The organism is Janthinobacterium sp. PAMC25594, assembly GCF_019443505.1.
Lineage (GTDB): Bacteria > Pseudomonadota > Gammaproteobacteria > Burkholderiales > Burkholderiaceae_D > Janthinobacterium.
In genome coordinates, this window is sequence record NZ_CP080377.1 from 1045039 (window position 1) to 1070336 (window position 25298).

Here is a 25298-nt window from a genome sequence, read left to right on the forward strand (position 1 = left end):
GGGTTAGACCTTCAAAAAATTGGCGTCGTTTTCCAGGGCGGCCGTTACGCGGTCCTGCCAGGTTGGGTACTTGTCGAACGCCGCGGCGATCATGTCCTTGTCGAAGGCGACCGGCGCGCCGTTGCTGGTGAAGCCGTACCAGTCGACAGCCACGGCCAGCGCCAGGCGCTTCTGGTTGTCATCGATGACGTTCACCAACTGATCGGCACCTTCGTCCGTCGATGCATCGATGGCGGTCTTGCGCTTGGCCGATTTTTTGTAGCCTTCGGCGCGCACGGCGTGGCTTTCCTTGCGGTACTCGTCGGAATTCTTGCCGACGATCTTGATGCCGGCCACGGGCTCGCCGTCGGCGTCGAAGATCACGGGCACGTCGAAGGTCACGCGCGCGGCTGGCGCGGACAGGTTGGCGATATCGAAGCCAGCGACGGCCAGGGCTTGAGCGGCGTTCAGGACTGCGGGTGCTTGGGTGGTATTCATGGGTAGTGCCTTTCGTGGGAAATAAACAATGCCCGTGCCGGCCGCCGCGCCCACGAAGGCGACAGCGACCGGTCGGTGCTGGGGTTGGCTTGCGCCAAAAAGGAAGCCCGGCGCGTGGCCGGGCAATGGATTACAGACTGGTGTCTTGGAAGGCGGCGGTGGTCGCCTCATACTGCGCATCGGCGCCCTGGTAGCGCAGGATGTCGAAGGCACAAGTGACAATCTTGTTTTTTTCACCATCATCGACCTTGGCGCTGGTGATCTTGATGCGCCCCATGGCGATGGTCATCGCATCGGCCAATGGCGCCGTGCTGGCCGCCATGGCGTAGGCCAGCGGCAACTCGACTTCTTCCTTGAAGTAGTCGATATAGGCCGAATCCTGCATCAGCACGGTGAACTGCCCGGAGCCCAGCACCTTGCCGCGCGAGCCGGCCGTGGCGAACTTGGAGCCGATCACCGGATCGATCTTGACCTGACCATCGAGGGACAGCGACATGCCGGTGCAAATCTGCGACGGGATGCCGGCCACCGTCAGCATCGCCGTGGCGCCCGAGAACTTGCCGGTGCCAGGCGCGGCCGCCGGCGCGGCGAAGTATGCTGCCGGCGTCGTCGGGCCTTCCAGCTTGCCCATCAGCGTGAAATCCATGCTGGTGATGCCGTTCGGCTGCACGGATAAGTCAACCTTGCTCACCAACTGATCAATGAAGCAGCGGTTGACGGCAATGCCAGGATCCTGAACTTCCGCAGTGAACCAGTCGGTGGTGTGTCCGCTCAGCGGCGTGAAGCTGCGCTTACCGATCGCCGTCACCGTCACTGGATCGCCCTCGACCTTAACGGTCATGGCCGTGCCGTTCATAAACTGGCCCGTCAGCTTCAGCGCAGTAGCGGACGTGATGAAGAAGTTCTTGGCATTGTTGGCCGCGCCGGTGGTCAGGAAGCCGCCGATGCGCACGACGGTACCGGCGCGGTGACCGTCGGCCAGCCAGGAACCAGCGCTGCGAGTCAGACCCGTGGCACCCGATGCGATGGTGTTCTGTGCCGCGGTGACGCCTCCGGCCGTGAAGTCGCGGCGCAGCAGCGCGGCCAGCAGCAAGGCGTAGGTGCCGCAGCTGGCTTCGCCCTTGATGACGCCAGAGGTGCGGAAGTTACCCAGGCGGGTATCGCTCTGCTGCTGGCTCGGGTCGATCTCATTGCTCGAGTACTTGTCGGCGTCCGTGTCATACGTCGCGGTCACGCGTGGATAGAGGCGGCCGGCGGCAGCCTGGGCCTTTGTGCCTTCCGCTGTTTGCTTGCCGATAACGAGCAGGCTGTCGATGCCGTTTGCAGTGGTCATGGTATGGATTGCCTTTCTTTGGTCGAAAAAAAAGACCGCCGAGGCGATCTGTGTGGAGTGATGCGTGTTACAAGTTGCAGAAATACCGGATTTTGACCGGCACCATCCAGCGGTCGCCGTCCTCGCGGCCGTTGGCGATTTCAGGCGTGCGCTCAATCTGCACGGTCACATCGCCCTTCGTGAAGCTTGCGCCGCGGCGGAAAAGCTCCCTGATCATTTCAGCGCGCGCGCCGGCGGCGGCGGTGCCCTGCCCTGGCGGATACATCAGGCTGACCTGAAAGATGCCGCGCTCCTGGCGTGCGCCGTCGCCCATTGAATGGTTGCTTGGTTCAGCAGGCAACAAATAGGCTGCTTGATACGGCCGGCCGGTGACTGGCGTGTACGGCACGTTCTGCCAAGCGGTGTCGATGGCTGGCGCGAGGCTGGCCAGGGCCACCTCCAGCGCCGCTCTTATTGTTGGTTGGCTCATAATTTATAGCTCGAATAGCCTTGGGCGAACTCGCTTGCGGTGGTGCCGTCGCGCACGCCGTTCACAGCGTTGTCCACAATGGTGCGGAATTCCACGACCGTCAGCGCAACGACGCCGACGGGCGCCTGACGGGACCAGCCCTCCTCGATGCGCTTCGCATAGGGCAGGTTGTTCACGAGGTAGATCACGTCGCCCGCCTTCGCCGCACTGATCGTGCTACCGTGGGCGGCGATTGTGGCGCTTCCGTCCTTGTCGATCAGGTCGCGGACGCCAGCGGTCGGCGAGCCGATGGAAAGCTGCCAGTTGGCGCGGAAGCGCCCGCCTGTATAGCCTGGTGGCGGTTTGTGCTTCCAGTATTTGGCATCACCGACCGGCGAGCGCTGCACCAGCTTGTTGTCGATCTTCATGGTGATGGCGCGCACCACCAGATCCTGGCTGGCCTTGGTCTTGGCGATGAACTCGGCAATCTGCATCGAAAATGACATGCTCGCCATCAAAGCCCCCGCAGTTGCAGCGTGTGCAGCACGGCCACATCGACCGGTGCTGTGGTTCCGACGGCCTTTACCGTGTAACTGGCGCCGCCGAACAGCACCAAGTCGGCCGTGGTTGGCGTCGGCATTGGCGCGCCGTTACGCTGCAGCGGCGACAACAGCAGTTTCTGGTCGCCCGCCTGGATCAGCGTGCCGTCGATGTTCTCGGCCTCGTAGTTTATCTTCACGCCGGTGCCTTCGTAGTCCGTGGTGATGGTGGGTGCAGAGCCCAGGCCTGGATCATATGGACCGGTGACGACCTGGCGTAGCGCCACGACGCCGCCCTTGCGGCGCAGGGACTGGTCGGCACGCGAGGCGCTTTTGCTGTAATCGGTCATAGCCTATGGCGCTTTCAAGTAGTCATACGGCGGCGTCTCCACGAAGCGCACGGCCTTGATCGTGGTCTTGCCGTCGATCAGGGCACGCAGCACGCGATGCCAGCCGTCCATGATGAAGCCCTGCTGGCACAGAATGATCGGATACTCGGTGTTGACGTCCAGCGCGCGGCGCACGTGGTGCGCGATGCCGTAGGCCGAACCGACAGGGGTCCAGACCTCGCTGCCGGAGTAAATCGCCGCCATCGGCAGGTCGAACGGCACCAAGTCCTTAGCGCGTGCGATCAGGTTGGTGACGATCCATGCCTTGCCGCCGTCGCGGTAGGTGTTATCAGCGACGAAACAGCCATCGATCTTCACTGCGGGGTATGCGCTCATGCTCGTGTCACCTTGATCGAATTGCCACCACCGGCCGCGCCGAAGTAAGGCGCCAGGATTGCGTCCACGGCCACGAAGCGCTCACGCGCATCCGTGGTGTTCTGGAAGTACTCCGTTTCCAGCGGGCCGGTCTTGTCTTTCTTGATCGCGTTCGAGCCGGTGTCGAGGTCGGGCAGCAGATCCTCGCCGCTGCCGGCGCGCACGGCCAGGTCGATGCAGGCATTGACCACTTCCGCCGGCACAATTGTGCTGGGCACGGTGAAGCCGTCGACCGCCACGTTGTAACGCGGCCAGTCGAGCGCCTGGTGCTGATAAACGCGGCGGCCGGCCCAGCGCGTGCGGTAGGTGGACATGAAGATCATGGCCTTGCGCAGCGCGATTTCCTTATCAGCTTCGGCCAGCGCCGCCCAGGCAGTCATGCCCAGGCTGGCACAGCGCACGTCTGCTGCGGCGATGCTGGCGTAGGATTCGGCGTCAGGCAGGCCGGCGCCGTTTTCGATTGTGAGCATGTGGATCCTTAAAATTTCAGCGGGCAGGCAGCGTCTTCAGGACATCAGCTACATAACCGGCCAACACGGCGTCGCCGGCCGCATTCGGGTGCGTGCGATCGCGCCAATAGGTCGACGGGAATCGAGCGCCGTTGTGCGAGTCAGTGAAATCGAAAATGCCGCCTTGGCGCCGAGACTCTACGAGAGCCGTTGCGCCCATCGAGCGGTAATCCGCCCGCAGTGCCGCGTTGGCGGCCTGCAGCTCCACCTCCCCGGTCTGTGCGGTATAGACGGCGCCCAGATAGTCGCCGCGCGGAATGGCTGTCTGGACAATCACAGACCACCGCTGACCTGGGTAAGCAGCAGCGACGTCGGCCTGCGCCGCGGCGATGTACTCGGCCAGGTCGGCGATAGCTTGTAGGCCAGTTCGGGACACTCCGTTGAAAATACTGTTGGTGATCTCGAATGCGATCAGGATATTGCGGCGACCGGGCACAAAGGACGCCAAAACATCGCTTCGCGTCGCGATCATTTGCCGGATGGTCTGGCCCGACTTGCCGATATTGGAAATCGTCAGGGCATTGCTGATGGGCGCCATGGCTGCCAGCTGCAGTACCAGATCGCCGGGCAACGTCGGATCAATAATGCTGTTGCCGTCGTAGGTGATGGCTGTACGGGACGGGTCATAGATCGTGCGCGCCGTTCCGGTCGGGATGATCATCATGCGGCACCGACAATCTGGCTGGCGGTAAGTACAGCAGATTTCGCAGCCTGGATATGATATTTAACTGCCGATGCGGAGATGCCGCTCCATGAGTAGATGGTCGTCCACGTCATGCCGCCGTCCTTCGACACCTGTGCGTCAAGATTCGCCCCTGTGATACTGAGGCGCATGATATCGCCCACGGCGCAGGAAACAGCCACTGTTGCGGCCGTGCTAACTCCCCCAACGACTACACGATAGGTTCCCGTGCTTGGCGCGAACACCGCATAGTCCAGCGAAGTGTAGCCGACAGGGGTGGCAGAATTATCCAGCCCGAGCATTGCCTCGTGCGTCGCGTCGGTGGCCGCGCCAAGCACCACGGCGCAAGAGCCATCAGTCCCAACCACGCGAGATTTTGTTGCTATGCCGCCCATTGCAGTACCAAATGCTGTGCCATTACCTGTGTAGGCGTATGGGTCGGCGCTACCGCTCTCGGTCGTGTTGACCAGGCTTGCGAACCGAGCATATCCTGCGGCCGGCACTGCTGGCGTAACAGCGGCCGATGGTGCCGACTCGGCGCTGTTGCCGATATTGTTCACGGCGTGCACGGTGAACGTATAGGCGACCCCGTTCGTCAGGCCGAGCACCGCAATCGGACCCGATGTGCCGCTGCCAGTAAATCCGCCTGGCGTTGATGTGGCCACGTAACCGGTGATGGTCGAGCCGCCATCGGCACCGGGCGTATAGGTTACAGTGGCCTGGCCATTGCCGGCCACCGCTGCAACCGCAGTGGGCGCAGCTGGTACGGTCACGAGCATGCCGGCATTATTGGCAATCGCACGGCCGCTAAACGACGCCACCAGATTGCCGGCCGCGTCACGCAAGCCGCCACTGCCGGGCTGTACATACGCCGCAGTGCGCGCGGCCTCGCCGCTCACAAACGCCGGGGCAACTGTCAAGTCTACGAAGGCTGCGCGCAAGGCCACTGCGGTCACGGCGTGGCCGTCGACCGTGAATGCGCTCGCGGTTGGAACAAAGCCGCTGGCCAGCGCCTCGCTGAAGCCGACGGAGAGCACTCCCGGCAAAGCTGCCGCGACGATAGCTGACGCCACGGTCGGCGGCGTCAAATCGGGTGCCCCTTGTACAAGGGGCTGCGAGACCGAGAAGTAATTGCGGGTGCCGATGCAGAAAAACTGCACAAGGTTCGTAAATCCCGCCGTATTCAGCCAGCCTGACGACGAGGAATGCTCTTCAAAAGCCGCGAACGAAGGCGCATTCACGCCGTCGGCCAGCATCTCTGCAACGCATACGCCACCAGAGATAGCGCCAGAAGGCACGAATGTCAGCGCCCCGCTCACCACCTTCTTTTCCATCACGACGCTACCACCACCAAGCGGAACAGCAGCCGAAAATGGAATCGATCCAGCGGCGCCACCGCTCGACAGGTTCAACACCGCATTTGACGCACTCACATCCACACGTCCCGCAGAGCACGTCACCAGGAAGCGCTGCAGGCCGGCATAAGGCCCGATCTGCGCCAACGCACCAGCGCCGATGGTCCACGATTGCAGTGAATTCGTGCCACCCAGCACCGGATCGAGGCGATACGCCACGCCAGCAGTGCCGACGACGCCGCTGATATTCAGAACTTGCCCCTCGGACAAGCTGATGGTTTGTGGCGTGCTGCCGGCGGTGATGGTTGGCATAGTGACTTTCGGGAATGCGGTTTGTGGAATGCCCCGGCGCGCGGGGCGGTGCTGGCCAGGGATTACGCCTTGGCAGCCTTGGCTGGCTTTTCGGTCGAAGTGGCAAGACTTGCCGCAGCAGCTGCATCTTTCGCGGCCTGCAGGCTTACACCTTCGTTGCGCAGGCGTTGCGCTTCGATTTCGTTGGCCCGCGCCTGCTCGGCAACGCGTTCCTTTTCCGCAGCCAGTTCGCGCTCGCGCTCCAGCAGCTGATCGCGCGCGGCCAGAAGTTCGGCCATGGTTGGTGCACGCTCGGTGGGCGCGCCCAGGTCGTTGTCGCCGTACAGCTCGTGCAGGTCGTGGTTGAAGTCGGATTTATTGATGACGACGAACGGGCCCTGCGTGTGCGGGTCCGTCGATACGATTTTGATGGTATCCATGGTGAAGTCCAGGTGAGGCCCGGCAGCACCGCAGTGCTGGACGGGCCAGGTTGATAATTATCCCAGCAGGATGCCGAAGTGCTCGTCCTTGGCGGTGCCGCAGCCCCATACCAGTGCGATCTCGTACTGCACCTGACGGTACTGCATGTACATGCTCACCTCGAACGACAGGCCCGACACCGGATCGGTGATGATGGTGCGGTCAACAGCCGAGTCGCCTTGCGCTGGCAGCGCAGGCACGCGGGTGGCCAGCACGATCGCCGAACGGGCGAAGAACAGGTTGCGGAAGCCAACGTTGGCAACGGTGATCGCCGTTGCGGCAGCAGGGATTGCCTGCATCAGGCCGGGAGCAGCCAGGGTGATGGTGCCGCCGTTCGAGGCGTCCGCATCACCGGAGGCAACCACATACTTGTTTTCCGGATCACCGGCAATGCTGACCACATCGCCAGCAACGAACGTGCCGGTACCAGCTGCCGCCAGCGTGATGACGGTGGCGCCGAAGGCATAGCCAGCCGCATTGGTGGTTGCGCCGGCCGCAGTGCCCTTGGCTGGGCGCTTGATCTGGGACGACTGGCGCAGCGCCAGATTCTGCAAGCGGTCGGTGATACCGTTGCGCAGCATGTCTTCGCGGCCAGCCTCATTGACCTTGAACAGGCCCGATTGCTTGCTGCGCATGTTTTGCATGGCGGCACTGCCCAGGACCAGCTGGAAGTCCAGGCCTTGGGCGCCGTTGTCTTCCAGAATGCGCAGCGCGCCGGCAGTGTCATTCAGCTCGTTGGCGACGCCAAACGGAGCAGTGCCTGGGGTGCCGTATGCGCGCGAGGCCTTGACGTGCAGCGCCGTCAGGTCGCTTTCGACCTCATTGGCCAGCGTGCGCATCGCTTGCGCGAACTGGTCGCGCAAGATGATGTTGTAGCTATTACCACTGTTATCCAGCGCCAGTTTCTCTTCACCGTTCCAGCGGATTGGGACGCGACGCGCTTTCGTCAACGTCACGCCTTTGTTGCCGATGTTCTGATTGCCATCATCGGGTGGGGTAACAGCAGGCACGATATCGGTTGCGGTCGCAGCAGGCGCAACTGGCGAAGTCACGGTCTGGCCAACGGCGGCACGCGCGAAGGTCATGTCACTCGACACGGCCGGGATCATCCCGATCTGTTCGCGGGAAACCACGTCCATCGCGTTATACAGCGTATTGATAAGACCTGTCAGGTTGTTGGGGCCGAGCACCAGGCCGGTCTTGGCGGCATAGTTCCAGATGTAACCATACGCCAGCTCGCGCGCCACGCGTGCGCAGAAGACTGTCTTGCTGATGGCTGGCGCAGCGAAACGCTGCACAGTCTGGGCACTGGCGGTTGCGACCGAGGTGGCCGTGGAGAATGCCATGGCGGCGAGCGCCACGGCAAAAGCGAACATTTTTTTCATGTTGATTGCCTTAAAGGTAAGTGGTTTGGGATTTCCAGCAGCAGGCCATCCGGCCCAAAGCACCGACTTAGCCCATCCAGGCGCCGGCAAATGTATTGCGGTGATGCAGTAGTGCAGATACGAAAAAGCCTGCGCACGGCAGGCCATTCGGAGAAACAGGGAAATCGGGATCAGTCGATCAGCACGGCGCCGCCACTCAGCAGGCCGGCGCGTGCCGATGGATCGGCCGCTTCGTACTGGGCGCGCGTGACCTGCTTGGCGCTTCCGCTGCCGCCCGAGCCACCGCCTTGCGCGCCGCCGCCAGATGCGCCGGAGCCCTTCAGGATCTGATCTTTGAATGGGCAGGCGGCGACCAGCTGCGCCAGACCTTCGTCGAAGTCGGCCACTTCACCCGGGCGGGTCGGCGAGAAAATCTTGTTGCCAGCGGCGTCGTACGGCACCATCTTGCCGTCCTCGACCTTGAAATGGCTACCGAAATAGGCTTTTGCCATCTCGGTCGGAATCGCCAGGCGGCTCGGGTGCTTGTCGTCGGTCAGCAGCTTCGAACTGGCGAAGCCGCCGCCGATCATGTAGGTGTTCAATTCGTTGGTGCGCTTATCCAGCTGCGCGGTCAATTCCTGCAACTGCGTGGCGCTTGCCTTGGCCTGCGCGGCGACCTGCTCCTGCGCGGTCTTCGCCGCCGCATCCTGGATTTCCTTGACCTGGGCGGCGGTTTTCAGCTCGCCGGAACTGAGGCTCTTGACCGTATTCAACGCGGCCAGTGCAGCCACGCCGTCTTCGATGCCTTCAAAGGTCTTCAGCTTGGCCTCTGCAATCTCCTTCGCCTCGCGGTGGGTCTTAGCCTCGCCGTTCAGGCGGGTGATTGTGCCCAGCGTGGTGTCCGCGTCGAATGGCGCTTCGGTACCGTTGGGATGAATAAAGATCGGCAGCTTCTTCTCGCCGTCGATTGCAATGGTTCCGTCTGCGTTGAATTTGAATGGCATGGTTGTTTCTTTCTGGGCATCCGCCCTATCAATGACCTTCCGGCCGTGCACCGCGTCGCGTCCGCTGGCGGCAATAAAAAACCGCCTCAAGGGCGGCGTGTGAAATCGTTCGTGCTACATGCGCTCCAAGCGCTCGGCTCTCGACACATCGTCGGGGTGGCTCGATAGCTTGCGCAGCGCGCTGGCCAAGTGGGCGCGGTGTCCGCGCGCCACAGCATAGTCATCTGCTTCGATTTCCTGTCGGCGCCGGCGCTGCGGCCCAGGCGTCAAAAGCAGGCATCGCAACAGCAGGTTGGTCCAGATATGCAGGTGATGGCCGTGGCCATGCTCGTGTGCCACGACAGCGGCGATCTCAGCCGGCGCCAGCAGCGTCGGCAACGAGGTCGGCAGCCGCGCCCGGAATCCGTCGAAGTGCACCTGCTGAACCGGTAGGACTGTCGCCGCGAGAGTCACCATAAGCAGGTTGAGGGCGATCCACGCGCCCCATACGGCAGCCGCGACTTGCAGTGCAATTTCCATTCGCCCTCACTTTTGCTATTTGTACTTCGCCTGCAGCTGCTCCAGCGTCAGCTTCCTGCCCTTGAGGTTCATCAGGTCATTCAGCGTAATCTTCCCCGCCTCGTACATCTCGGCGCGGCCCGGCCCCAAGTACTCAGCCCGCCAGGCCTTGTCCTTGCTGGCCAAGAAGTCCCTGAAGTTCATCTTGCTGCTGACCGCCCCGCCATCGCTGGGTCGCGTGCTCTCGCCCGGTTCGTCCAGCTCGATGCCCAGGTCTTTGAATGACTTGGTGCGCGTGCTGAGCACGCAGCGGCAGCTGAAATGGATGGCGCCAGGACCGCCCGCCCACTCGTGGGTATGGTTGATCGGCTCCTGGTCGTCCAGCGAGTACTCGTGCAGGTCGCGCATGGCGCACAGCAGGCAGGTATGCGAATCGAGCGTCGACAGCCACACCAGGCACTCGATCAGGTCCGCATTCTGCTGAAAGGACGCCAGCCGCGCGGCGTTGGCCACGGCCTGCACCGAGCTGTGCACCAGCGCGCGGGCCTTTGCTGCCGACGTCTGCAATATGCCAGTGACTGCCTCGGTATCGCCGCCCGCAGCCTTAGCACTGGTGCCGATAACACGCGCAACAATCTGCGAGGTCGTCTCACCCTGCGATGCACCAAGCTCGACTTGTCTTGCAAAATTGAATTGGGTGCTGCCCTCCTGGCGCTTCCACCATTTAGCAGACGCCGCGCCGTCAATCAATGTATTCCCTACCAACTTTTCGAGATACGCCGCCGGCGGCAACTTGGCGCCCAGTTCAATTTTGAGCGCCTGCGTAAGCACCTTGGCCGTGTAATTGGCCTCGATTCGGAGCATGCCGCTCAGGTTATGCGCGACCTCGGCCTGCATTCCACTGTAGTGTGACGCAATAATGGCATTCGATTCACGCAGCAGCACAGCCATACGCTGCGTACGGAGCGCCGGAATCTCACTTTCCGCCAGTTTGGCGGTCAATTCCTTCGACATGGCGCCCATGAGCGCGACAATCTTGTCCTGCACGTCCGCCGAGAAACGCAACAGGTTCAAGGAGTGCACGAGAAACATCTCGGCAATCCACTCTTCGAGCGCGCCCATTTATGCTCCCATCAGGTCTGGCGGAGCCGACTGGATACGCTCTTGCTCCGTCTCCCAGTCCAGATCCGGCGACAGGATGCCGCGGCGCTGCAACTCGTTGAAGTAGGTTTCGCCTGAGATTTTCCCGCCGGCGGCGCTCTTGAACAGCAGCTCGGCACTGGCCTCGGCGAGCGATGCGGCGCCGAAGTCTTTGAAAATGGTGATGTGACCGCCTTCGCCCTCCCCCACCCATTCAGCCATGAACTGCAGCGCCTGGTCGCCGGCGTCCTCGACGTTGCCCGCGATCTTCTGCAACGCGCATGCGCCCTGCTCGTTGTCGGCCAGGGTCTGGCTCTCGGTCACGTTGCCTGGCTTGATCACCAGCAGTTCGGCGCCAGCCTGGCGCATGCGATCTTCCAGGTCGAGAATGGACAAGCGGCCGGCCTCGATGGCCTTGCCGCCGTGTTCCACGAATTTCAGGTCACCGTCCGAGCTCTCCGTCTTGACCGCGCTGCCGGCGCCGACCGTGATGCCGCCCTCGCCCAGCATCTTGGCAAACAGGATCGGAACGCGCGCGACGTGCAGGATGTTCTGCTGGTCGCTCTTGCTCTGCCAATGCTCCACGTTGCTGTGAGCCAGCTCGAGCAGCGGCGGCGTGGCCTGCATGTAGCCCAGGCGCTTGCCGTAGACGGGCACGAATGGGATGATTTTCAGGCTGGTGATGCCCTCTTCATGCAGCGTCCACTCCTTTTTGCTGCCAGTTTCGCTCTGGCGCCAGGTCTGCCAGGTGCCGCGCCCCAGTACGCGGACCTGCTCGATTTCCTTGGTGTCAAAGTCGCCATTCGGCTCGGACACGCTTTCCAGCAACCGCAGCTGGGTCAGCCCGTCAAGGCTGGTTGCATTCTTCGGCAGCCAGCCCAGGATGTTCTGCACGTGCACCTGGACGAAGTACGGCCGCACGCCAGCGGCCTGCTCGTCGGCCTTCGTGACCAAGTTGCCAGCCTTGGGGAAGTCGACCAGGATGCCAGCGAAGCCGTAGCCCATCGCCTCTTGGGTGATTTCCGACAGAAAGCTATGCAGGTCACGGCCGGAGAGGTCAACATTTTGCAGCCAAGGCTTGAGCCGCTCAGGCACGTCCTCGCCCAGCGTCACCGGCTTGCTGAATGGCTTGGCCGACAGCACGTCGATGGTGCGGGCATAGGCCGGGAACAGCGTGGCGACGGCCAGGCGCAGATCGTAGCTTTCGCTGTCCTCGCCTGGCCACTGCGGCAAATACTTCTTGCCAGCGGCCCGCATGGTCTTCGTGCCGCCCAGCAGCGCGGCGATCAGCGCGCAATCCTCGTTCAGCTTGGCGGCTTCGGCTGATTGTGTGCGTACATCGGTCATGGAAATCCTTGTTGTTACATGCGCAGCGGCGCCGTGGTCGTCGTGCTCTTCAAGATCGGGTAGCGCTTCACGAGGAAGTAGCCATTGGCGTCGTTCGGGTGGTCATGGCCGGACTTCTTATCCGGCTGGCCGTCGGCGCCCCATACCTGCTGCTCCAGCGCCTCGGTGGTGGTCGGGCACTGGTCAGTGTTGATCTTCCAACGGCGCTCGCCCTGGGCGTTCAGGATCATGCCGTTGTAGGCGTTGACCCGGTCCTTGACCGCAGGGTTTGAGTGGTTCACTTCGAGCAGGAAGCCCGCCTGGCGCAAAATGGACAGGTCGGACTCGCTGGCGTTCTTGCTGCTGGTGTTCTGCCCGGACGCATCCGGGAAAATCTTCACCTGGTGGCCCTTGTCCTTGAAGTCTTCCTTCAGGATCCGAGCCATGGCTGGCGTATCGCGCACCTGCACGCGCTCGGCCAGCGTGCGCGGCAGACCTTCCCGGACCACGTTGATGCAGGCAGTCATGTTCTGCACGTTGAAGTCGAGGCCCACCATCAGCGGCTCGCCGGGCAGGATGATCTCGTTCGTGTGGTTCAGCGCGCGGTCGAAATCGGCATACACGCTGCCGCTGGTCAGATTGGTGAACTTGCCCCGCAGATAAGCATCGATCAGCGCCGGCGGATAGCTGGCCATCAGCGACGGGATATAGTCGTCAGGCAAGTTCAGCTCGTTGTCGAAGGTGCTGGCCTGGATCAGGCCGTACAGACTGGCCAGCTCAGGCTTATCCCGGATGGCCTTCACGAACTGCTGATAGACGAACTTGAAGCCCTCGGGCGTCGTCGTCACGTCAATGCCATTCATCAGCCCCGGCACCTTGTAGCGCATACGGGCGATGATCTTGCGCCAGGCCGTCTGCGCCTTTTTCAAAGGCATCACATCCAGCTCATCGATCAGCGCGTGACCGATCTTGAAGCCAACGATGGTTTCCGGCTTCTCCATCGAGCGGCAGATGACCGTGCCGCGATATCGCCGGCCCTCGTACACCTCGACCTCGTGATCGCCCTGCTTCACCTTGATGCGCAGGCCCATCGCATAGGCCACCTCTTCCATCGTGGGATAGAAGATGTCGCGGATCTGCGGATAGGTCGGCGCGAAGTAGCCCTGATTGATGCCCGGCCACTGCCAGAAGTGGGCGCAGATGCCGGCGCAGCCCACAAACGTCTTGCCCGAGCCGAAGCCAGCCACGTAGGCCTTGAACTTGTGCGGCAGCTGCAGGAAGCTCGATTGCGGGACGTTCAGGTCAAACTGGATTGTCGTCATGGCGCTTGGCGTCTTTCACGCCGAAGGTAATGGCGACAGGTGTGGGCGCCTGGTCGGCCTGCTCGGCCTTGCCCTTGTTCACGTAGATGTCGCCCACTTCCTTGGCTGCCTGCTCGTATAAGCTGGCCACCAGCGGCAAATTGCGCATGCTCTCGGCCTTCTGCGCCAGGCGGCCCAGGCCACGCAAGCGGAATGCCTTGCTGGCAATCGGGATTTCCTCAGCGGTGGCGCGGAACTTGGCGCGCGTCTCTTCGAAAATCGTGCGCCATTTCTGGCTCAGGTTGCGGCCGACATACGTGTTCGGGTCGTAGCAGGACACTTGCTGACGGCTCACATCGAGGCCGAATTCCTCTTTTACCGCTATCGACACCTGCGTGGGCGCGTCGAAGCAGGCCAGCGCATTGACGATGAACAGCTTCACCTCGTCCTTGAGTGCGGCCATGTTTTAGTTTCCTGTAAAGCAACGTAAAGGCTACGCAGCCTTTAGAAGACACGTTCCGCACGCCCTCGCTATGTTGATTTTCGCCACTTCTGGCGCTGTCTTTGCTGCGTCGATGATGCGCTGTACGTCCTCGCTTGCGCCGTAGCGCCGGACCACGCCGACGAACTCTTCGACGTCATGCGAGCGCATGCACAGCTTCGGCAAGCCGTACTTGTTGAATGCTGGTGCGCCGAATTCATCCTGCTCCTGGGCGATGTGATAAAGCTCGTGCTCGAGCAATGCGCAGAATTCGGCATCGCTGCAAGTCAGGCAGTAGGAAGCGTCCAGGGTAATAAGGAAATCAGGTACCGCGCCAAACCAGTCTGCCATCTGCTGTTGCTGGCGCCCCTTCTGCCACGGCCCGCAGCGGAACGTCACTTCCTCGCACTGGCCCAGCACCGTGCGGCCTGCCTTGTTGAAGCCGTGCGGCGCCCAGAGGAACTGGACGTCGGCAAATTCCAAGTGGGCGTGGTCTTCGTTGTAGAGTGCGCCGCCTTCGGAGAGGATGGTTGCGCGCGCCCACTTGAGCACCTCGGGTGCGGGCAGATATCGATGGTGCAGCGGGTCGGTGAATTCAGCAGGAGGAACCGGGCGCGCAGAGGTGGGCGCTGCGGAATTTCGGCTTTTCTTCATTCCGACCTACTAGATGTAGTGTTTGGTAGCAATTCCGGCGGTCTCAGCCCGGTGATTTTTGACACTTTTGCTCGCGACCTACTAAATGTAGTGTCTCAAGCGCTTTCGACGCTCAAATTGACGGGCGGCATCGACATGCCCAGCACCCAAAGCGCGATAGAGCCGCCGGCATTCAGCACGGCCAGCTCTTCGGCGCTCGGGCACCAGTACGACACCACAGCAGGCAGATCGCCGACGTGCGTGCGCGTGATCGGTAGAGCGCCGCACGGCAGCTCGCTCTGGTCCCAGCCCGCTGGCGCGCCCAGCACGCCGTTGTTCGACAGATGTTGAATTTTATTCATTTCGCTTATTCGCCGATATGTTGACGCAAATCAAAGTCCACTCAGGTGGCTTTGACATTATTTGATTTCGAACAAGGACATGATGCGATGATGAAACATTACCCGTCTGCGCCTGGCCAGAGCAACCGTCCGAAGAGCCGGATCGATGCGATTATTGATACGGCGGTGCGGCTAGTAATGGAAGAGGGTCTTAGTGCGGCAGAAAGCTATCTTCATGATCAGGGCGTCAGTCGATTCCCTCCAATCCCGCTGGAAAATCCAAATAATCTGACATCACCAGTCGCAAGCTAAGTATCGCTGCTACAGTGCCACCACCCGCCCACAGCAGGCGCTGCAGTGTGTTGCGGCTGGAGTCCCCTGGATCATTGCTACGTCGGTGGGTTTAGCCCGTTTTTTAGGTCCTCCCAATGGTGTGCACAGACAGCTGCATATGTGCGGCGTGAGTCCAAGCAGACTGCCGCTGAAATCATTCAGCAGCGACACCGAATCTGACCACGCCCGCAGGCTTACTCCAGTTCGGCCTGGTGCGCGTTATCATGACGTTCAGGCGTGGAGATCAAAGCCCACTACCTCAGCAGGGTAAGGCGCCGGCAAACTTGTAAACGGAACCAGTTCATACTCGGCCTGCACGGCGTCGAATCCGGCTGGCACTGCCCTTTATTGTAATAATCTCAGTAACTGTGAAGCGCAGCTCGAGAGAAATCACATGTTTCAGCAGACCAGTAGCGTTTCAACTGTAGGCCATCGTGTTGGAGGTCATCCGGCAGCTCATGCCATCAGGCATTCTGGAAACACCGGCAGCCAGCCAGATGAGGATCCGACGGCAAGCCTATCATGCGTATACCTGTCAGGACGAGTTTTAGCTGCGCAGCGTTGACATCAGCGGGGATGCGACACAATGGTGTCGTCAGCAGAGTTTCAATCATGGTGCTGCGCTGCTGTGTACCGCAAATGCACCGGAAATATTGGATCAGTCCATCGGCACTCCTGATCGGGTAATGGCTTCACCGCCCCCCCGTACCAAGCACGCAAGTACGCAGTGCGCACCACCATTTAGCCATACGTTCTTGAACCAGCCTCGATGCAGATATACCCAGTATGCCAGCATCGGAAGCACGATATCGCTGAAGTAAGCGGAATAATTGGATCGGTCTTACGGCTACCGCCCTTAAATCGGTACCCAAAATAGCTCCCATCAAAAATGACGGGAACTACTCTGGTGTATGGTCTGCGTTAATTACTGACAGCTCCTAGTTGACGCTTGAAGAAATTAAATATTGCCCATTGCAATAAAACTAAAATTTCGATCAGTATAATTACCTTTAGAATCACCCGTTTGGACTTCCGCGCTGCCGCCAGAAACAGTGGAAAAGATGACGTTATCCAAAGTGCTTTGACCGCTACCAAAACCCCATTGCGAACCAACAATTGCTGGGTTATTAGTAAATGGCGTATTGAATAATATTGTGTAATTGCCGTTGCTTTCGCGCTTTACGCTGAAATTTCCGGAACCAGAGACAATTGTACCATTACTTTGTATGCTTCCAAATAACGTTATGCTGCTCATTGAGTTCTCCTTGGTTGAAGTCTGATTATTTCAATAGGAACATAAACCACTACCGATTAGGGAGACGCTAATTGATTCACTTGACAAAGTTTTTAGTCTTCTCAATCAAAGACCTATGGGGCGCTGCAAGCCAAAAACATGAGTAAATCAGCGGCTCATTCGGATGAAATGACACCGGCGAGGCTGATTTAATATATCATCAACATCAACTAGAAAATGCGTTCTTTGTAACAAAGAGATTATTTGTGCAATGTAATCACTGTGGACGCGAAAACTAGTTTCAGCATCCCCACCGATTGGTTCCAACTCCCTGACAAATTGGCGCCAGAAAATAAAAAAACCCGCGTCGTTTGCGCGCCGAGCGTAGTGGTTTTGGTGGTATTACTTCCACTCCCATGGGGCGTGGTGAGCGGAAAATTCAAGGCGTGCAGGTACGGCGCTGGGTCCGGGTACTGTCGCGAGTTCCAGCTATCGGTGGCGCGATGCGCACATTACGATTTCCGGAAGAATTTTCTTGAACTGAGGACTGAAGTATACCGCAGAAATACTGTTTGTAAACACAGGCTTAAAGAAAACCTGCGCTACATATCTCCGCCGCGTAACAAACCTCCCGCCCGGCCGGAATGACTGTCGTGAATGGAGCTCAGTTCGCTCACCATGTCCTTGACGCGCTCCAGCTCCAGGCCGGCCGCACCGAAGACGGGCGCGACGCCGGTTCCTTTGCAACTCGTGCAGATGCCATTGCCCAGTAGCACCCTGACACCGGTACCGCTGCAGCCCTTGCACTTGCCGTCGAGCCAGTGCGCCAGCGACTTCTCTGCCACGCGCCGGTACAGCGCCTGCGCCGCTTGCGCATCCCATGCTGTGTTTTCTGGGAGCCAACGGCGCGTCCGGCCGCGCTTGATCACCTCGACAGTCCAGATGCGCAGCAGCTGCGCCAGGTTCTGCTGGTTGCCTTCGAACAAGCGGTTGAGCGTGCCGTCTGCGTACTTCACGCGGCACAGCAGCGCGCCGATGTCGCCGGCCAGCGCTGCGGCTGCCAGCGGGTCCGTCTGGTGGTGTAGAGCGTCGTCCATCAGGTTGCTCGAACCTATCGATGCGATGTAGCGGTCAGTAAAGCCCATGGGTGCCTTTCGTTTTATGGCTCCATGTTAACACCCATTTTTGGTTTGCAATAGCCCAGCAGCATTAGCACATTAACTGGTCAGACATGTGCCCGCAATTAAAACTCTTCCCACTCTGTGGACGACGATTTGGCAACGACTTTAGCCCGCTGAGAAGAAGGGGCAACATTCTTTTCATGGCCTTTGACAGCCACTGCACGAGGATGCGCTTTTACCACTTTCGGCGTAACGTTGATTTTAGCTGCATGCCCACGTGTACTTCCGTCAAGCGTTCCCAAAACAAACATACTGACAACTTTTTCCAGGCTTGCAGCCTGATCCTGAAGAGACTCAGCAGCAGCCGCTGATTGCTCAACCAAAGCCGCATTTTGTTGAGTAACGCTGTCCATCTGCATAATCGCTTGATTTATCTGCTCAATTCCAAGTGTTTGCTCACGACCGGCTGCTGAAATTTCACTGATTATATCTCCCACCCGGCGGACGCTTTCGACGACTTCGGTCATAGTAACGCCAGCCTCATGTACAAGCTTAGAGCCATTGCCAACTTTTTCTACAGAGTTCCCGATCAAAAGTTTAATTTCCTGAGCTGCAGTCGCACTACGATGAGCCAAGTTGCGAACCTCAGTGGCAACTACAGCGAAGCCCCTTCCCTGCTCGCCAGCACGTGCTGCCTCCACCGCGGCGTTCAAAGCTAATATGTTGGTCTGGAAGGCGATACCATCAATCACACTAATGATGTCAACTATCTTTTTCGACGACTCATTAATCTCCTCCATCGTGGTAACTACCTGTGCAACTACAGCGCCACCCCGGCTAGCGACCTCCGAAGCAGTGACCGCAAGGCTGTTTGCCTGGCGCGCATTGTCAGAATTCTGTTTAACGGTACTTGTTAGCTCTTCCATTGAAGATGCAGTTTCCTCTAATGAACTGGCTTGCTCCTCGGTCCTTGATGATAAATCAAGATTTCCGGCAGCGATTTCTTGAGATGCGGTTGACATGGTCTCGGTACCGCTACGAACATCACCAACAATTTTACGCAAGTTATCGTTCATTACCTTTAGGGCGCCTAGGAGCAACCCAGTTTCATCAGAGGTCTTCACCTCGATTTCACTTGTGAGATCTCCTGCTGATACGGTCTGCGCGACAACAACAGCTCGATTGATAGGTTCGACAATAGAGCGCGTGATCAACCATGCAATAATCAGACCAAAAACCACAGCTGCAGCACTTAAGGAATACATCAAAGTCCGTGCAAAAACGTACGTATTCTCAGCAAGCACTGTTGCCTCGTCGTTCTGCCTTTTTTCGCTAGCGTCCAAAGTCTCGAGGTCTGCATTCCATTTAAGCTGAACTGCCCTCAGGTCGCCCATCAAAACCTTAGTAGCATCGGCACCCTTATTTGCCAAACCAAGGGCGATTACTTTTTCAATAATTGGCTGGGCGGCGAGGTTTGCCTCGCGAATACTTGCCAGTAGCGCAGTCTCTTCGGGAAGTACCCCATATTTATCGAGCGTGACTCGGAGAGTTTTTTCTGCATCCGCATAAACCTGAGCTTGGGCTCGTAAACGGTCAACCTCCTTGCTCATGCCGGCAATATCTTCTAACAATACGATATTTCTTAGGGCAATCATCCTATCTGCGACGCTGGCGCGCATGGTCGCTGCCATATTTGCCTCAACGTTGTTTGCTTTCGTTACAGTCTCCATGGAGTCCTGGATCGCAGACATCCGGCTTAACCCCAAAATCGCCACCGCTACGAGCATCAGCAAAACCACACCAAACGCGCAGCCGAGCCGCAGACCAATTTTCATGTTTCCGATGTTCATGTTTTTACTCCCAATTAGCGTTCACGGTATTGCTAGGCCTTGATTAGAAAACATCAAAACCAAGAGAAATTTTTCGTACTGCAATTTATTGGTGCGCGGCGAGGTGGCGACCGCGAGGAGAACAGGTGGTCACAGGCAAAAAATGGCGACCATTAGCGACTAATGCTCACTTATAATTACATAGTAGACTAATTTCCCAGTGGAAACATCTGTATTTCCAAGTTGTTACAGATCGCAATCTTCATAAAATGAACCTTTCGTTAATATTATTAATATTGCATATTTTTCACCTGCTAAACAGAGGCGCTAGCTATCAGCATTTCAGAATAAATTCCGCGGTGCAATACAAAACACATGCACATTATCGAGCCACATGACGGCGATGGGCTGAACGCGGCACCAGCCAATGCTGGCAGTTGAGGCCATATTGCCGAAGTTCTCCCGCCTTTCCGTCGGGATATAGATTTACAACAAGGGTCGTGCTACTGCACGAGAACGTCGGCCATCCCTTGGTGATAGGTTGGCGAGGCAATGTTAAGGATGCATATTGGCACAGCGCTGCGGAATTTTCATTTCTTGATTTTTCATTTAAAGCCTTTTAAGCCGTTTTTTCTGATGGGTACGTCACTTCGTGGCGGCCATGACCCTTGCGCAGTGCGGCGGTGCCTCAGGCAAATCCTGAGCGGCATTCGCAGCCTGGACGCTCGGACGTTTCCCCCTATGCGATTCCCAATCGAAGACAACCAGCCTGCCACCGCCCTCGCGCAATCGGTCAAACGCGCGCGCGCCCAGGAACTGCTCCAGGCCGGCCGCGTCTAGGTTGCTGATGACGATGGTCGGGCGCGCCGCCTCGTAGCGGCCGTTGATGATTTCGAACAGGATCAGCTTTTCCGTGTCGCTACCGTGCTGTACGCCCACCTCGTCGAGAATCAGCAGGTCTGGGTCAACCAGGTCGCGGATGGCCTGCGCCTCGGTGCGCCCGGCGCCCTTTGCGTAGGTTTCCTTGACGGAACGCACCGCGCGCATCACCGACGTGAAGACCGCTTGGCAGCCGTGGCCCATGATGTGATGGGCAATGCCCACGGCCAAGTGCGTCTTGCCGGTACCGACATCCCCAGCGAAAATCAGGCAGGAGCCAGTGGCCCGTGCATCTTCGAAGTTCTCGGCGTACCGGGTGGCCACGGCCAGCGCGCGCTCGGCGCCTGGGCAGTCCGGCCGGTACGATTCGAGGCGGCGATCAGCAAAACGCTCGGGAATAGCGGCACGGCCGAGCTTTGCGCTCCATTCGCGCGCCTTGAGCTCCTGGCGCCAGGCGGCGCGCTGCTCGGCCTCGCGTACCTGGTCCTCGACGTTCATGCAATCCGGGCACCCGGACCAGGCGCCGCGAATCAGCATTGCCGTGTACTCGCCGTGCATTGGGCAGCGCTCGATCTGCGCGCTGGCGAAGCGCTTCTTGCCTTCAAAAGGTGCCATCTGCCCCAACGCCCTTGTGGTAATCCTGCTTGCCAAAGTTTCCATGAATGACGCCTTTTTGTGTTTGCGTTGCGCTGACTGCCCAGTCGGCCTTGTAGTGCTCGCCTGGCCCAAAGAACGTGGCAGGCTGTTTCGTGAATTGCGGCTCGGTGCGAGATAGCAGCACGTAGTTCGCATACCGTTGAACGCCAGCAAGGAGCGCTTCGGCCGGTACGCCCTCCTTCCGGCGGGCCGTCCAGCCCTTATAAGAATCTTTTTTGCTTGCACCGGGACGTGGCGGGTACGCTTGCCAGGCCGTTTCGAATTCTTCTGGGTATGGATCGGGAGGCGAAGCCGACGAAGGTTTTAGGTTTACTGGTTTATGGTTATTGGTTATTGGTTCTTGGTTAGTTGCCGAGCCGTTGAGCGTCTGTTCAACGGTCGTTGCAACGGTCGTTGAATTCCCGTTCATCGCCTGTTGCAATTTCAATGCTCTTTTGGCAGCAGATGCCTTACCAGCTGCCGATTTCTGGCTATTCGACGCGCGGTATGCCTCCAACTCTTCCTCGCACCGCTGGTGATACCAGCCGGTCGGCGTTTCGATGAAAAACTCGTTCAACGTCTGTTCAACGGCCGTTGCCTCCTCGTCGGAACGTGCGAGGATTTTTCGGCACAGCGCGGCCCGGTCCAGCGTCAGCGGCTGCTCAGTGTCATAGTAGGTGTCGAGCAAATCACGGTACACGCTGCGCTCAATGCGCGTCAGGTGCCGGGTCGCGCGGTCAAAATCGCCGATGTGATGGCTGTAGTAATTCAAAGCCGGCCCTCCTGCACGCGCGCCGCGCCGAACAGCGCAGCCACCAGCGGGTCGCCCACGGCGCCCGCCTTGCGGATCCAGTACTTGCTGCGCCAGCGCGCCTTCATCGAATCCCAGCGGCCGTCCTGCTTGGCCTTGGCTTCGAAGCGCAGGCGAACCTGGCGCTTCGTCAGATGCTTCAGCTGGCACGGTGCGTCCGGCAGATCACCCACGGCATACACCGCCATGGCGGCGCCAGCACGCGGGTGCGGCTTCCAACTTGCGATGTAAATCTTGCGCGCGGAATGCAGCAGGCGCACCCACCGCAGCACGGCCGCCTGGCTGACGCCCGACTTGATGACGATCTCGGCCTTGGTACCGGGCATCGCGCCCAGCACGAATTCACTGAAATTTGCGCGCGTCACTTTGCATTCTCCTCGTCCATCAGTTCCATATCGAACAGCGTAGGCATGCTAACTTCGCGCTCCATAGCTTGGCAGTAGTGCACTTGGTCAGCGAAATATGCCGGGTTCAGCTCGCTGCCGCGGCCTTGGCGGCCCAGCTTCATTGCGCGTACGGGAACAGTGCCCAGGCCACAGAATGGATCGTAGATCACCTCCCCCGGGTTGCTGTAGCGGCCAATCAGGCGGTCAACGATATCGATCTGAAACGGGCAAACGTGCTTTTCGACAGCACGAGCCGACTGCTCGCCGTTCAGGGTGCGCATGCGCACGATGTCGTGCCACACGGCCGGATCGGCGCTGCCCGGCGCCAGGCTGAGATAATCGGCAGGCAGTGCCTTATTGGCCAGCAGCGCCTCGCCGACCTCGACGTGGTATTCATAGTTGTAGACGTTGCCCAGCGACATGCTGGTGAACAGCTTAGCCAGCTTGCCCGGGCCGAAACTGGCCAGCTCGGCCGCGCCCAGCAGGCGATCGCCACTGGAGCGCCAGAACGCATGCGCGTCGACCTGCCAGCGCGCCACGCTGTAGCCAGTACCAGGAATCGGCGCGGCCTTGCGGTCAAACGGGATCCGGTCGCCGGCATCGTCCAGGCACATTGGCTTGGCCTTGGTCACAGGCGTATCGGCATAGCCACGGCTGCGGTCCGTCTGCGGCTTGTGGAACAGCAGGATGTATTCCGGCGAGCCGACGCCCATCTTCGTGCCGTCCTTGCACACTTCGGAATAGCCCAGGCGGTAGGTCTGGTTGTTTTCGCGCACCACGTCGGTCACGACGGTGATCATGCCCATGTAATCGAAACCGTGCTTGATGCCGTGGAACAGCGCCTCGGCGTGGAACGGGCTGACGGTGGGCACGCCGGCGCCGGTAACGTTGCCAAAATTGATGCGGTCCTTGACGTGGCAGGCGTAGATGCGGCCCGGCTGCAGGATGCGCAGCAGTTCCGGCGTCAGGAAGTCCATCTGCGCCCAGAAGTGATCGTTGTCCTGGGTGTGGCCAAAGTCGTTATAGCTCGGCGTGTATTCATAATGGTTGGCGAACGGGACGCTGGTGATGATCATGCCCACCGAGTTATCCAGCTGCTGCATGGCTTCGAGCACGCAGTCGTTATTGGCCACCGAGAAGCGCTCGCCGGCCACCACGGCGCGCTCGACGCCGATGGTGCGCGCCAGCGAATCCTGCATGGACAGCTGGTCCAGGCCATAGGCGCGGATGATCTGCCCCATCTTGGCCTGCATTTCGTCGTGGCGGCGCCATTTTTCCATCAGATCGGCCAGCACCTTGCGCTCGACCTCGGTGTGGATGATGTCGATGCGCACCGCGTGCTGCTGCTGGAAGCGCTGGACGCGGTGGATGGCCTGGATGAAATCGTTGAACTTGAAGCCGATGCCCGCGAAAATCTCACGGTGGCAATGCACCTGGAAGTTACAGCCGCTGCCGGCGATGATCGGCTTGGTCGACAGATCCTTGATCTTGCCGTCACTGAAATCGGCAATGCGCTGCTCGCGCTGGTCCAGGTCCTGCGTGCCCCAAACGCTGACCACGCCGGGCACGGCCGCCTGGATGGCGTGGCGCTCGTCCTCCAGGTCGTGCCAGATCAGGAAGTGATCGTCAGGATCCGCCGCCATGATTTCGGCAACCTTCACCACGCGCGCGGCCATGCTGTCGCGCTTCTCGCCGGCGGCGGCCGACAGGCCCATGGCCACGTTCGGAATCAGCAGGCCCTGGCCGTTTTTCTCGGCGCCGGCCGTGCTGTAATTGCTCGGCACCTCGTGAAAGCGCACATCCAGCGCCGGCAGGTCGTAGCCCTCGTCCGAATGGCCCAGGTCGCTCGGGCGCTGGATGAAAACCGCCCAGCTGGCCACCCAAAGCCAGAATTCCTGCTCCTTGTGCGGGTACAGCGTCAGGTTGCCCGCCTTCTCGCTGTCTCGCTGGAAAAAGCGCGTCAGGGCCTGGCCAGTGTCCATCACACCCAGGAATCCGGCATAGTGGATCAATTCCTTGAAGCGGTTCGGCGACGGCGTGGCCGTGTAGACGAATTTGAACTCGACCTGCTCGAACAGTGGCAGGAACTCTTGATAGGTCTTACTGCCGTAGCTGCGCAGCACGCTGGCCTCGTCCAGACCGACGGCGCGGAACTTGCGCACGTCGATCTTGCCCTCGCGTACCGATTCGTAGTTCGTCAGGTAGACGACGTCCTGACCATCGATCTCGGCGTCCGTGCGGATAAACCGCACTTGTACCTCGTATTCGCCAGTGAAGCGCTTCGCGGCCTCGCGGATGAATTCTTGACGTACGCCCAGCGGCAGCACGATCAGACGCAGGCCCGGCCGGTGGATGCCAATCTGGCGCATGACTTCCAGGTTGGTGCTGGTCTTGTGCAGGCCGAACGAGGCGAAGATGGCGCGCTGGCCGCCTGCCAAGGCCCAGCGCACGATGTCACGCGTGTGCGGCTTGAGGCCGGGATGGATATCGGCCAGCGGCACGTCGAAGCCCTTGCGCTGCGCCAGCTTGATCTTGGCGCGTAGGAATTCGCTGTACGCGGCTTCTTTCAGGTATTTTTGCTCTTGCGGGCTAAATGCACTCATGGGTGTTCCAATGTAGGTTTGATGGCGGCAGGCGCTGCATCGAGCAGGCCCAGCGACCGTAAAATTTCGTGTGTGGTGCTGACGGCCGCGCGAAAGGCAATCTCCAGGCCAGCGAGCGACAGCTCAGTCGGGCGCGGGCGCCGGCCGTCAAGCACGTCGTGGCAGGCGCTGCAGCCGAACGCCGCGGCCGTGTCCGGCGCCTTCAAGCCCATGCCCTTTCCGTCTGCAAGGAAATTGCTGTGGCAGAGCACGGTGGTGTCAGGGTCGAAGTTGCAGATGGCCAGGCGCAGCGTGCAGTCCTGGCCGCGCGCGGCGCGCCGGATCGGCGTCGAGCGCGGGCCTTTGGCCTTCAAGCTGGCCTTGCGCTTCGGTGCCGTGCGCTGGTGCGATTGCACGGAGAGCATGCCGGTGCTGGGCATGGGTGAGGTGCGCTTGAGGCCGGCGCCGGGCTTCATGGGTGAGCGTTTCATTCCCCACCGCCAATACTCGACGTGTTACGA

Annotated in this window: 28 protein-coding genes; 1 reads left to right on the forward strand and 27 read right to left on the reverse strand. The window is 59.8% G+C overall.

Going from position 1 to position 25298, the window contains the following annotated elements:
- Positions 1–3: 3 nt before the first annotated feature.
- From KY494_RS04420 to KY494_RS04510, 19 genes are all read right to left on the reverse strand, one after another.
- Positions 4–477, reverse strand: a complete 474-nt coding sequence (locus tag KY494_RS04420; protein WP_219135373.1) for a hypothetical protein — start codon at positions 475–477, stop codon at positions 4–6.
- Positions 478–607: 130 nt separating this feature from the next.
- Positions 608–1810, reverse strand: coding sequence for a phage tail tube protein (locus tag KY494_RS04425; protein WP_219890061.1), 1203 nt, complete (start codon positions 1808–1810; stop codon positions 608–610).
- A gap of 67 nt (positions 1811–1877) precedes the next feature.
- Positions 1878–2279 (reverse strand): DUF4128 domain-containing protein, encoded by a 402-nt coding sequence (locus tag KY494_RS04430; protein WP_219890062.1) that lies wholly within the window; start codon positions 2277–2279, stop codon positions 1878–1880.
- Positions 2276–2764 carry a hypothetical protein gene (locus tag KY494_RS04435; RefSeq protein WP_219890063.1) on the reverse strand — a complete coding sequence of 163 codons (489 nt, stop codon included), beginning with the start codon at positions 2762–2764 and terminating at the stop codon, positions 2276–2278. The genes KY494_RS04430 and KY494_RS04435 overlap by 4 nt, the downstream gene beginning before the upstream one ends.
- An 8-nt stretch (positions 2765–2772) precedes the next feature.
- A complete protein-coding gene (locus tag KY494_RS04440) occupies positions 2773–3147 on the reverse strand; it encodes a hypothetical protein (RefSeq protein WP_219135377.1) in 375 nt (124 codons plus the stop codon).
- A gap of 3 nt (positions 3148–3150) precedes the next feature.
- Positions 3151–3522 carry a hypothetical protein gene (locus tag KY494_RS04445; protein WP_219890064.1) on the reverse strand — a complete coding sequence of 124 codons (372 nt, stop codon included), beginning with the start codon at positions 3520–3522 and terminating at the stop codon, positions 3151–3153.
- Entirely contained in the window at positions 3519–4031 is a 513-nt protein-coding gene (locus KY494_RS04450) for a DnaT-like ssDNA-binding protein (RefSeq protein WP_219890065.1), read from the reverse strand. The genes KY494_RS04445 and KY494_RS04450 overlap by 4 nt, the downstream gene beginning before the upstream one ends.
- 16 nt (positions 4032–4047) lie before the next feature.
- The gene (locus tag KY494_RS04455; RefSeq protein WP_219890066.1) at positions 4048–4734 is read right to left on the reverse strand and encodes a hypothetical protein; all 687 of its coding nucleotides are present in this window, start codon (positions 4732–4734) and stop codon (positions 4048–4050) included.
- A complete protein-coding gene (locus KY494_RS04460) occupies positions 4731–6419 on the reverse strand; it encodes a fibronectin type III domain-containing protein (RefSeq protein WP_219890067.1) in 1689 nt (562 codons plus the stop codon). Before KY494_RS04460 ends, KY494_RS04455 begins: the two co-directional genes overlap by 4 nt.
- A 62-nt stretch (positions 6420–6481) precedes the next feature.
- The gene (locus KY494_RS04465; protein WP_219890068.1) at positions 6482–6838 is read right to left on the reverse strand and encodes a hypothetical protein; all 357 of its coding nucleotides are present in this window, start codon (positions 6836–6838) and stop codon (positions 6482–6484) included.
- A gap of 57 nt (positions 6839–6895) precedes the next feature.
- A complete protein-coding gene (locus KY494_RS04470) occupies positions 6896–8263 on the reverse strand; it encodes a P22 phage major capsid protein family protein (protein ID WP_258194662.1) in 1368 nt (455 codons plus the stop codon).
- Between the two features lie 170 nt (positions 8264–8433).
- Complete coding sequence (locus tag KY494_RS04475) at positions 8434–9246, reverse strand: DUF6651 domain-containing protein (protein ID WP_219890069.1); 813 nt, start codon at positions 9244–9246, stop codon at positions 8434–8436.
- A gap of 114 nt (positions 9247–9360) precedes the next feature.
- On the reverse strand, positions 9361–9765 hold the full coding sequence (locus KY494_RS04480; RefSeq protein WP_219890070.1) for a hypothetical protein: 405 nt from the start codon (positions 9763–9765) through the stop codon (positions 9361–9363).
- 15 nt (positions 9766–9780) lie between these two features.
- Positions 9781–10866 (reverse strand): phage minor head protein, encoded by a 1086-nt coding sequence (locus KY494_RS04485; protein ID WP_219890071.1) that lies wholly within the window; start codon positions 10864–10866, stop codon positions 9781–9783.
- On the reverse strand, positions 10867–12231 hold the full coding sequence (locus tag KY494_RS04490; protein ID WP_219890072.1) for a DUF4055 domain-containing protein: 1365 nt from the start codon (positions 12229–12231) through the stop codon (positions 10867–10869). It abuts the gene before it with no gap.
- A 14-nt stretch (positions 12232–12245) separates the two neighbouring features.
- The gene (locus tag KY494_RS04495) at positions 12246–13532 is read right to left on the reverse strand and encodes a terminase large subunit domain-containing protein (protein ID WP_219890073.1); all 1287 of its coding nucleotides are present in this window, start codon (positions 13530–13532) and stop codon (positions 12246–12248) included.
- Entirely contained in the window at positions 13513–13974 is a 462-nt protein-coding gene (locus tag KY494_RS04500; protein ID WP_219890074.1) for a DUF2280 domain-containing protein, read from the reverse strand. The genes KY494_RS04495 and KY494_RS04500 overlap by 20 nt, the downstream gene beginning before the upstream one ends.
- A gap of 30 nt (positions 13975–14004) precedes the next feature.
- Positions 14005–14646, reverse strand: coding sequence for a putative metallopeptidase (locus KY494_RS04505; RefSeq protein ID WP_219890075.1), 642 nt, complete (start codon positions 14644–14646; stop codon positions 14005–14007).
- 95 nt (positions 14647–14741) lie between these two features.
- A complete protein-coding gene (locus KY494_RS04510) occupies positions 14742–14987 on the reverse strand; it encodes a hypothetical protein (protein ID WP_219890076.1) in 246 nt (81 codons plus the stop codon).
- A gap of 51 nt (positions 14988–15038) precedes the next feature.
- Here KY494_RS04510 and KY494_RS04515 point away from each other — a divergent pair, with 51 nt between their 5' ends.
- The gene (locus KY494_RS04515; protein WP_219890077.1) at positions 15039–15278 is read left to right on the forward strand and encodes a hypothetical protein; all 240 of its coding nucleotides are present in this window, start codon (positions 15039–15041) and stop codon (positions 15276–15278) included.
- Positions 15279–16257: 979 nt separating this feature from the next.
- Here the strand turns inward: KY494_RS04515 and KY494_RS04520 are convergent.
- The 8 genes from KY494_RS04520 to KY494_RS04555 all read right to left on the reverse strand — a co-directional run bounded on the left by KY494_RS04520 (position 16258) and on the right by KY494_RS04555 (position 25268).
- Positions 16258–16554 (reverse strand): hypothetical protein, encoded by a 297-nt coding sequence (locus tag KY494_RS04520; protein WP_219890078.1) that lies wholly within the window; start codon positions 16552–16554, stop codon positions 16258–16260.
- A gap of 581 nt (positions 16555–17135) precedes the next feature.
- Positions 17136–17678: a hypothetical protein gene (locus KY494_RS04525; RefSeq protein WP_219890079.1), complete on the reverse strand. Its 543-nt coding sequence runs from the start codon at positions 17676–17678 to the stop codon at positions 17136–17138.
- A 98-nt stretch (positions 17679–17776) separates the two neighbouring features.
- Positions 17777–19504, reverse strand: a complete 1728-nt coding sequence (locus tag KY494_RS29990) for a methyl-accepting chemotaxis protein (protein WP_219890080.1) — start codon at positions 19502–19504, stop codon at positions 17777–17779.
- A gap of 624 nt (positions 19505–20128) precedes the next feature.
- The gene (locus tag KY494_RS04535) at positions 20129–21022 is read right to left on the reverse strand and encodes an ATP-binding protein (RefSeq protein WP_258194663.1); all 894 of its coding nucleotides are present in this window, start codon (positions 21020–21022) and stop codon (positions 20129–20131) included.
- Positions 20964–21770 carry a YdaU family protein gene (locus KY494_RS04540; RefSeq protein WP_219890081.1) on the reverse strand — a complete coding sequence of 269 codons (807 nt, stop codon included), beginning with the start codon at positions 21768–21770 and terminating at the stop codon, positions 20964–20966. Before KY494_RS04540 ends, KY494_RS04535 begins: the two co-directional genes overlap by 59 nt.
- Positions 21767–22174 (reverse strand): hypothetical protein, encoded by a 408-nt coding sequence (locus tag KY494_RS04545; protein WP_219135397.1) that lies wholly within the window; start codon positions 22172–22174, stop codon positions 21767–21769. Before KY494_RS04545 ends, KY494_RS04540 begins: the two co-directional genes overlap by 4 nt.
- Positions 22171–24798: a DNA methyltransferase gene (locus KY494_RS04550; protein WP_219890082.1), complete on the reverse strand. Its 2628-nt coding sequence runs from the start codon at positions 24796–24798 to the stop codon at positions 22171–22173. The genes KY494_RS04545 and KY494_RS04550 overlap by 4 nt, the downstream gene beginning before the upstream one ends.
- Positions 24795–25268 (reverse strand): nuclease domain-containing protein, encoded by a 474-nt coding sequence (locus KY494_RS04555; protein WP_219890083.1) that lies wholly within the window; start codon positions 25266–25268, stop codon positions 24795–24797. The genes KY494_RS04550 and KY494_RS04555 overlap by 4 nt, the downstream gene beginning before the upstream one ends.
- Between the last annotated feature and the right edge of the window lie 30 nt (positions 25269–25298).

Coding starts and splice junctions, on each gene's coding strand:
- KY494_RS04420 (WP_219135373.1), bottom strand. CDS start 477: ATGAATACCACCCAAGCACCCGCAGTCCTGAACGCCGCTCAAGCCCTG.
- KY494_RS04425 (WP_219890061.1), bottom strand. CDS start 1,810: ATGACCACTGCAAACGGCATCGACAGCCTGCTCGTTATCGGCAAGCAA.
- KY494_RS04430 (WP_219890062.1), bottom strand. CDS start 2,279: ATGAGCCAACCAACAATAAGAGCGGCGCTGGAGGTGGCCCTGGCCAGC.
- KY494_RS04435 (WP_219890063.1), bottom strand. CDS start 2,764: ATGTCATTTTCGATGCAGATTGCCGAGTTCATCGCCAAGACCAAGGCC.
- KY494_RS04440 (WP_219135377.1), bottom strand. CDS start 3,147: ATGACCGATTACAGCAAAAGCGCCTCGCGTGCCGACCAGTCCCTGCGC.
- KY494_RS04445 (WP_219890064.1), bottom strand. CDS start 3,522: ATGAGCGCATACCCCGCAGTGAAGATCGATGGCTGTTTCGTCGCTGAT.
- KY494_RS04450 (WP_219890065.1), bottom strand. CDS start 4,031: ATGCTCACAATCGAAAACGGCGCCGGCCTGCCTGACGCCGAATCCTAC.
- KY494_RS04455 (WP_219890066.1), bottom strand. CDS start 4,734: ATGATGATCATCCCGACCGGAACGGCGCGCACGATCTATGACCCGTCC.
- KY494_RS04460 (WP_219890067.1), bottom strand. CDS start 6,419: ATGCCAACCATCACCGCCGGCAGCACGCCACAAACCATCAGCTTGTCC.
- KY494_RS04465 (WP_219890068.1), bottom strand. CDS start 6,838: ATGGATACCATCAAAATCGTATCGACGGACCCGCACACGCAGGGCCCG.
- KY494_RS04470 (WP_258194662.1), bottom strand. CDS start 8,263: ATGAAAAAAATGTTCGCTTTTGCCGTGGCGCTCGCCGCCATGGCATTC.
- KY494_RS04475 (WP_219890069.1), bottom strand. CDS start 9,246: ATGCCATTCAAATTCAACGCAGACGGAACCATTGCAATCGACGGCGAG.
- KY494_RS04480 (WP_219890070.1), bottom strand. CDS start 9,765: ATGGAAATTGCACTGCAAGTCGCGGCTGCCGTATGGGGCGCGTGGATC.
- KY494_RS04485 (WP_219890071.1), bottom strand. CDS start 10,866: ATGGGCGCGCTCGAAGAGTGGATTGCCGAGATGTTTCTCGTGCACTCC.
- KY494_RS04490 (WP_219890072.1), bottom strand. CDS start 12,231: ATGACCGATGTACGCACACAATCAGCCGAAGCCGCCAAGCTGAACGAG.
- KY494_RS04495 (WP_219890073.1), bottom strand. CDS start 13,532: ATGACGACAATCCAGTTTGACCTGAACGTCCCGCAATCGAGCTTCCTG.
- KY494_RS04500 (WP_219890074.1), bottom strand. CDS start 13,974: ATGGCCGCACTCAAGGACGAGGTGAAGCTGTTCATCGTCAATGCGCTG.
- KY494_RS04505 (WP_219890075.1), bottom strand. CDS start 14,646: ATGAAGAAAAGCCGAAATTCCGCAGCGCCCACCTCTGCGCGCCCGGTT.
- KY494_RS04510 (WP_219890076.1), bottom strand. CDS start 14,987: ATGAATAAAATTCAACATCTGTCGAACAACGGCGTGCTGGGCGCGCCA.
- KY494_RS04520 (WP_219890078.1), bottom strand. CDS start 16,554: ATGAGCAGCATAACGTTATTTGGAAGCATACAAAGTAATGGTACAATT.
- KY494_RS04525 (WP_219890079.1), bottom strand. CDS start 17,678: ATGGGCTTTACTGACCGCTACATCGCATCGATAGGTTCGAGCAACCTG.
- KY494_RS29990 (WP_219890080.1), bottom strand. CDS start 19,504: ATGAACATCGGAAACATGAAAATTGGTCTGCGGCTCGGCTGCGCGTTT.
- KY494_RS04535 (WP_258194663.1), bottom strand. CDS start 21,022: ATGGAAACTTTGGCAAGCAGGATTACCACAAGGGCGTTGGGGCAGATG.
- KY494_RS04550 (WP_219890082.1), bottom strand. CDS start 24,798: ATGAGTGCATTTAGCCCGCAAGAGCAAAAATACCTGAAAGAAGCCGCG.
- KY494_RS04555 (WP_219890083.1), bottom strand. CDS start 25,268: ATGAAACGCTCACCCATGAAGCCCGGCGCCGGCCTCAAGCGCACCTCA.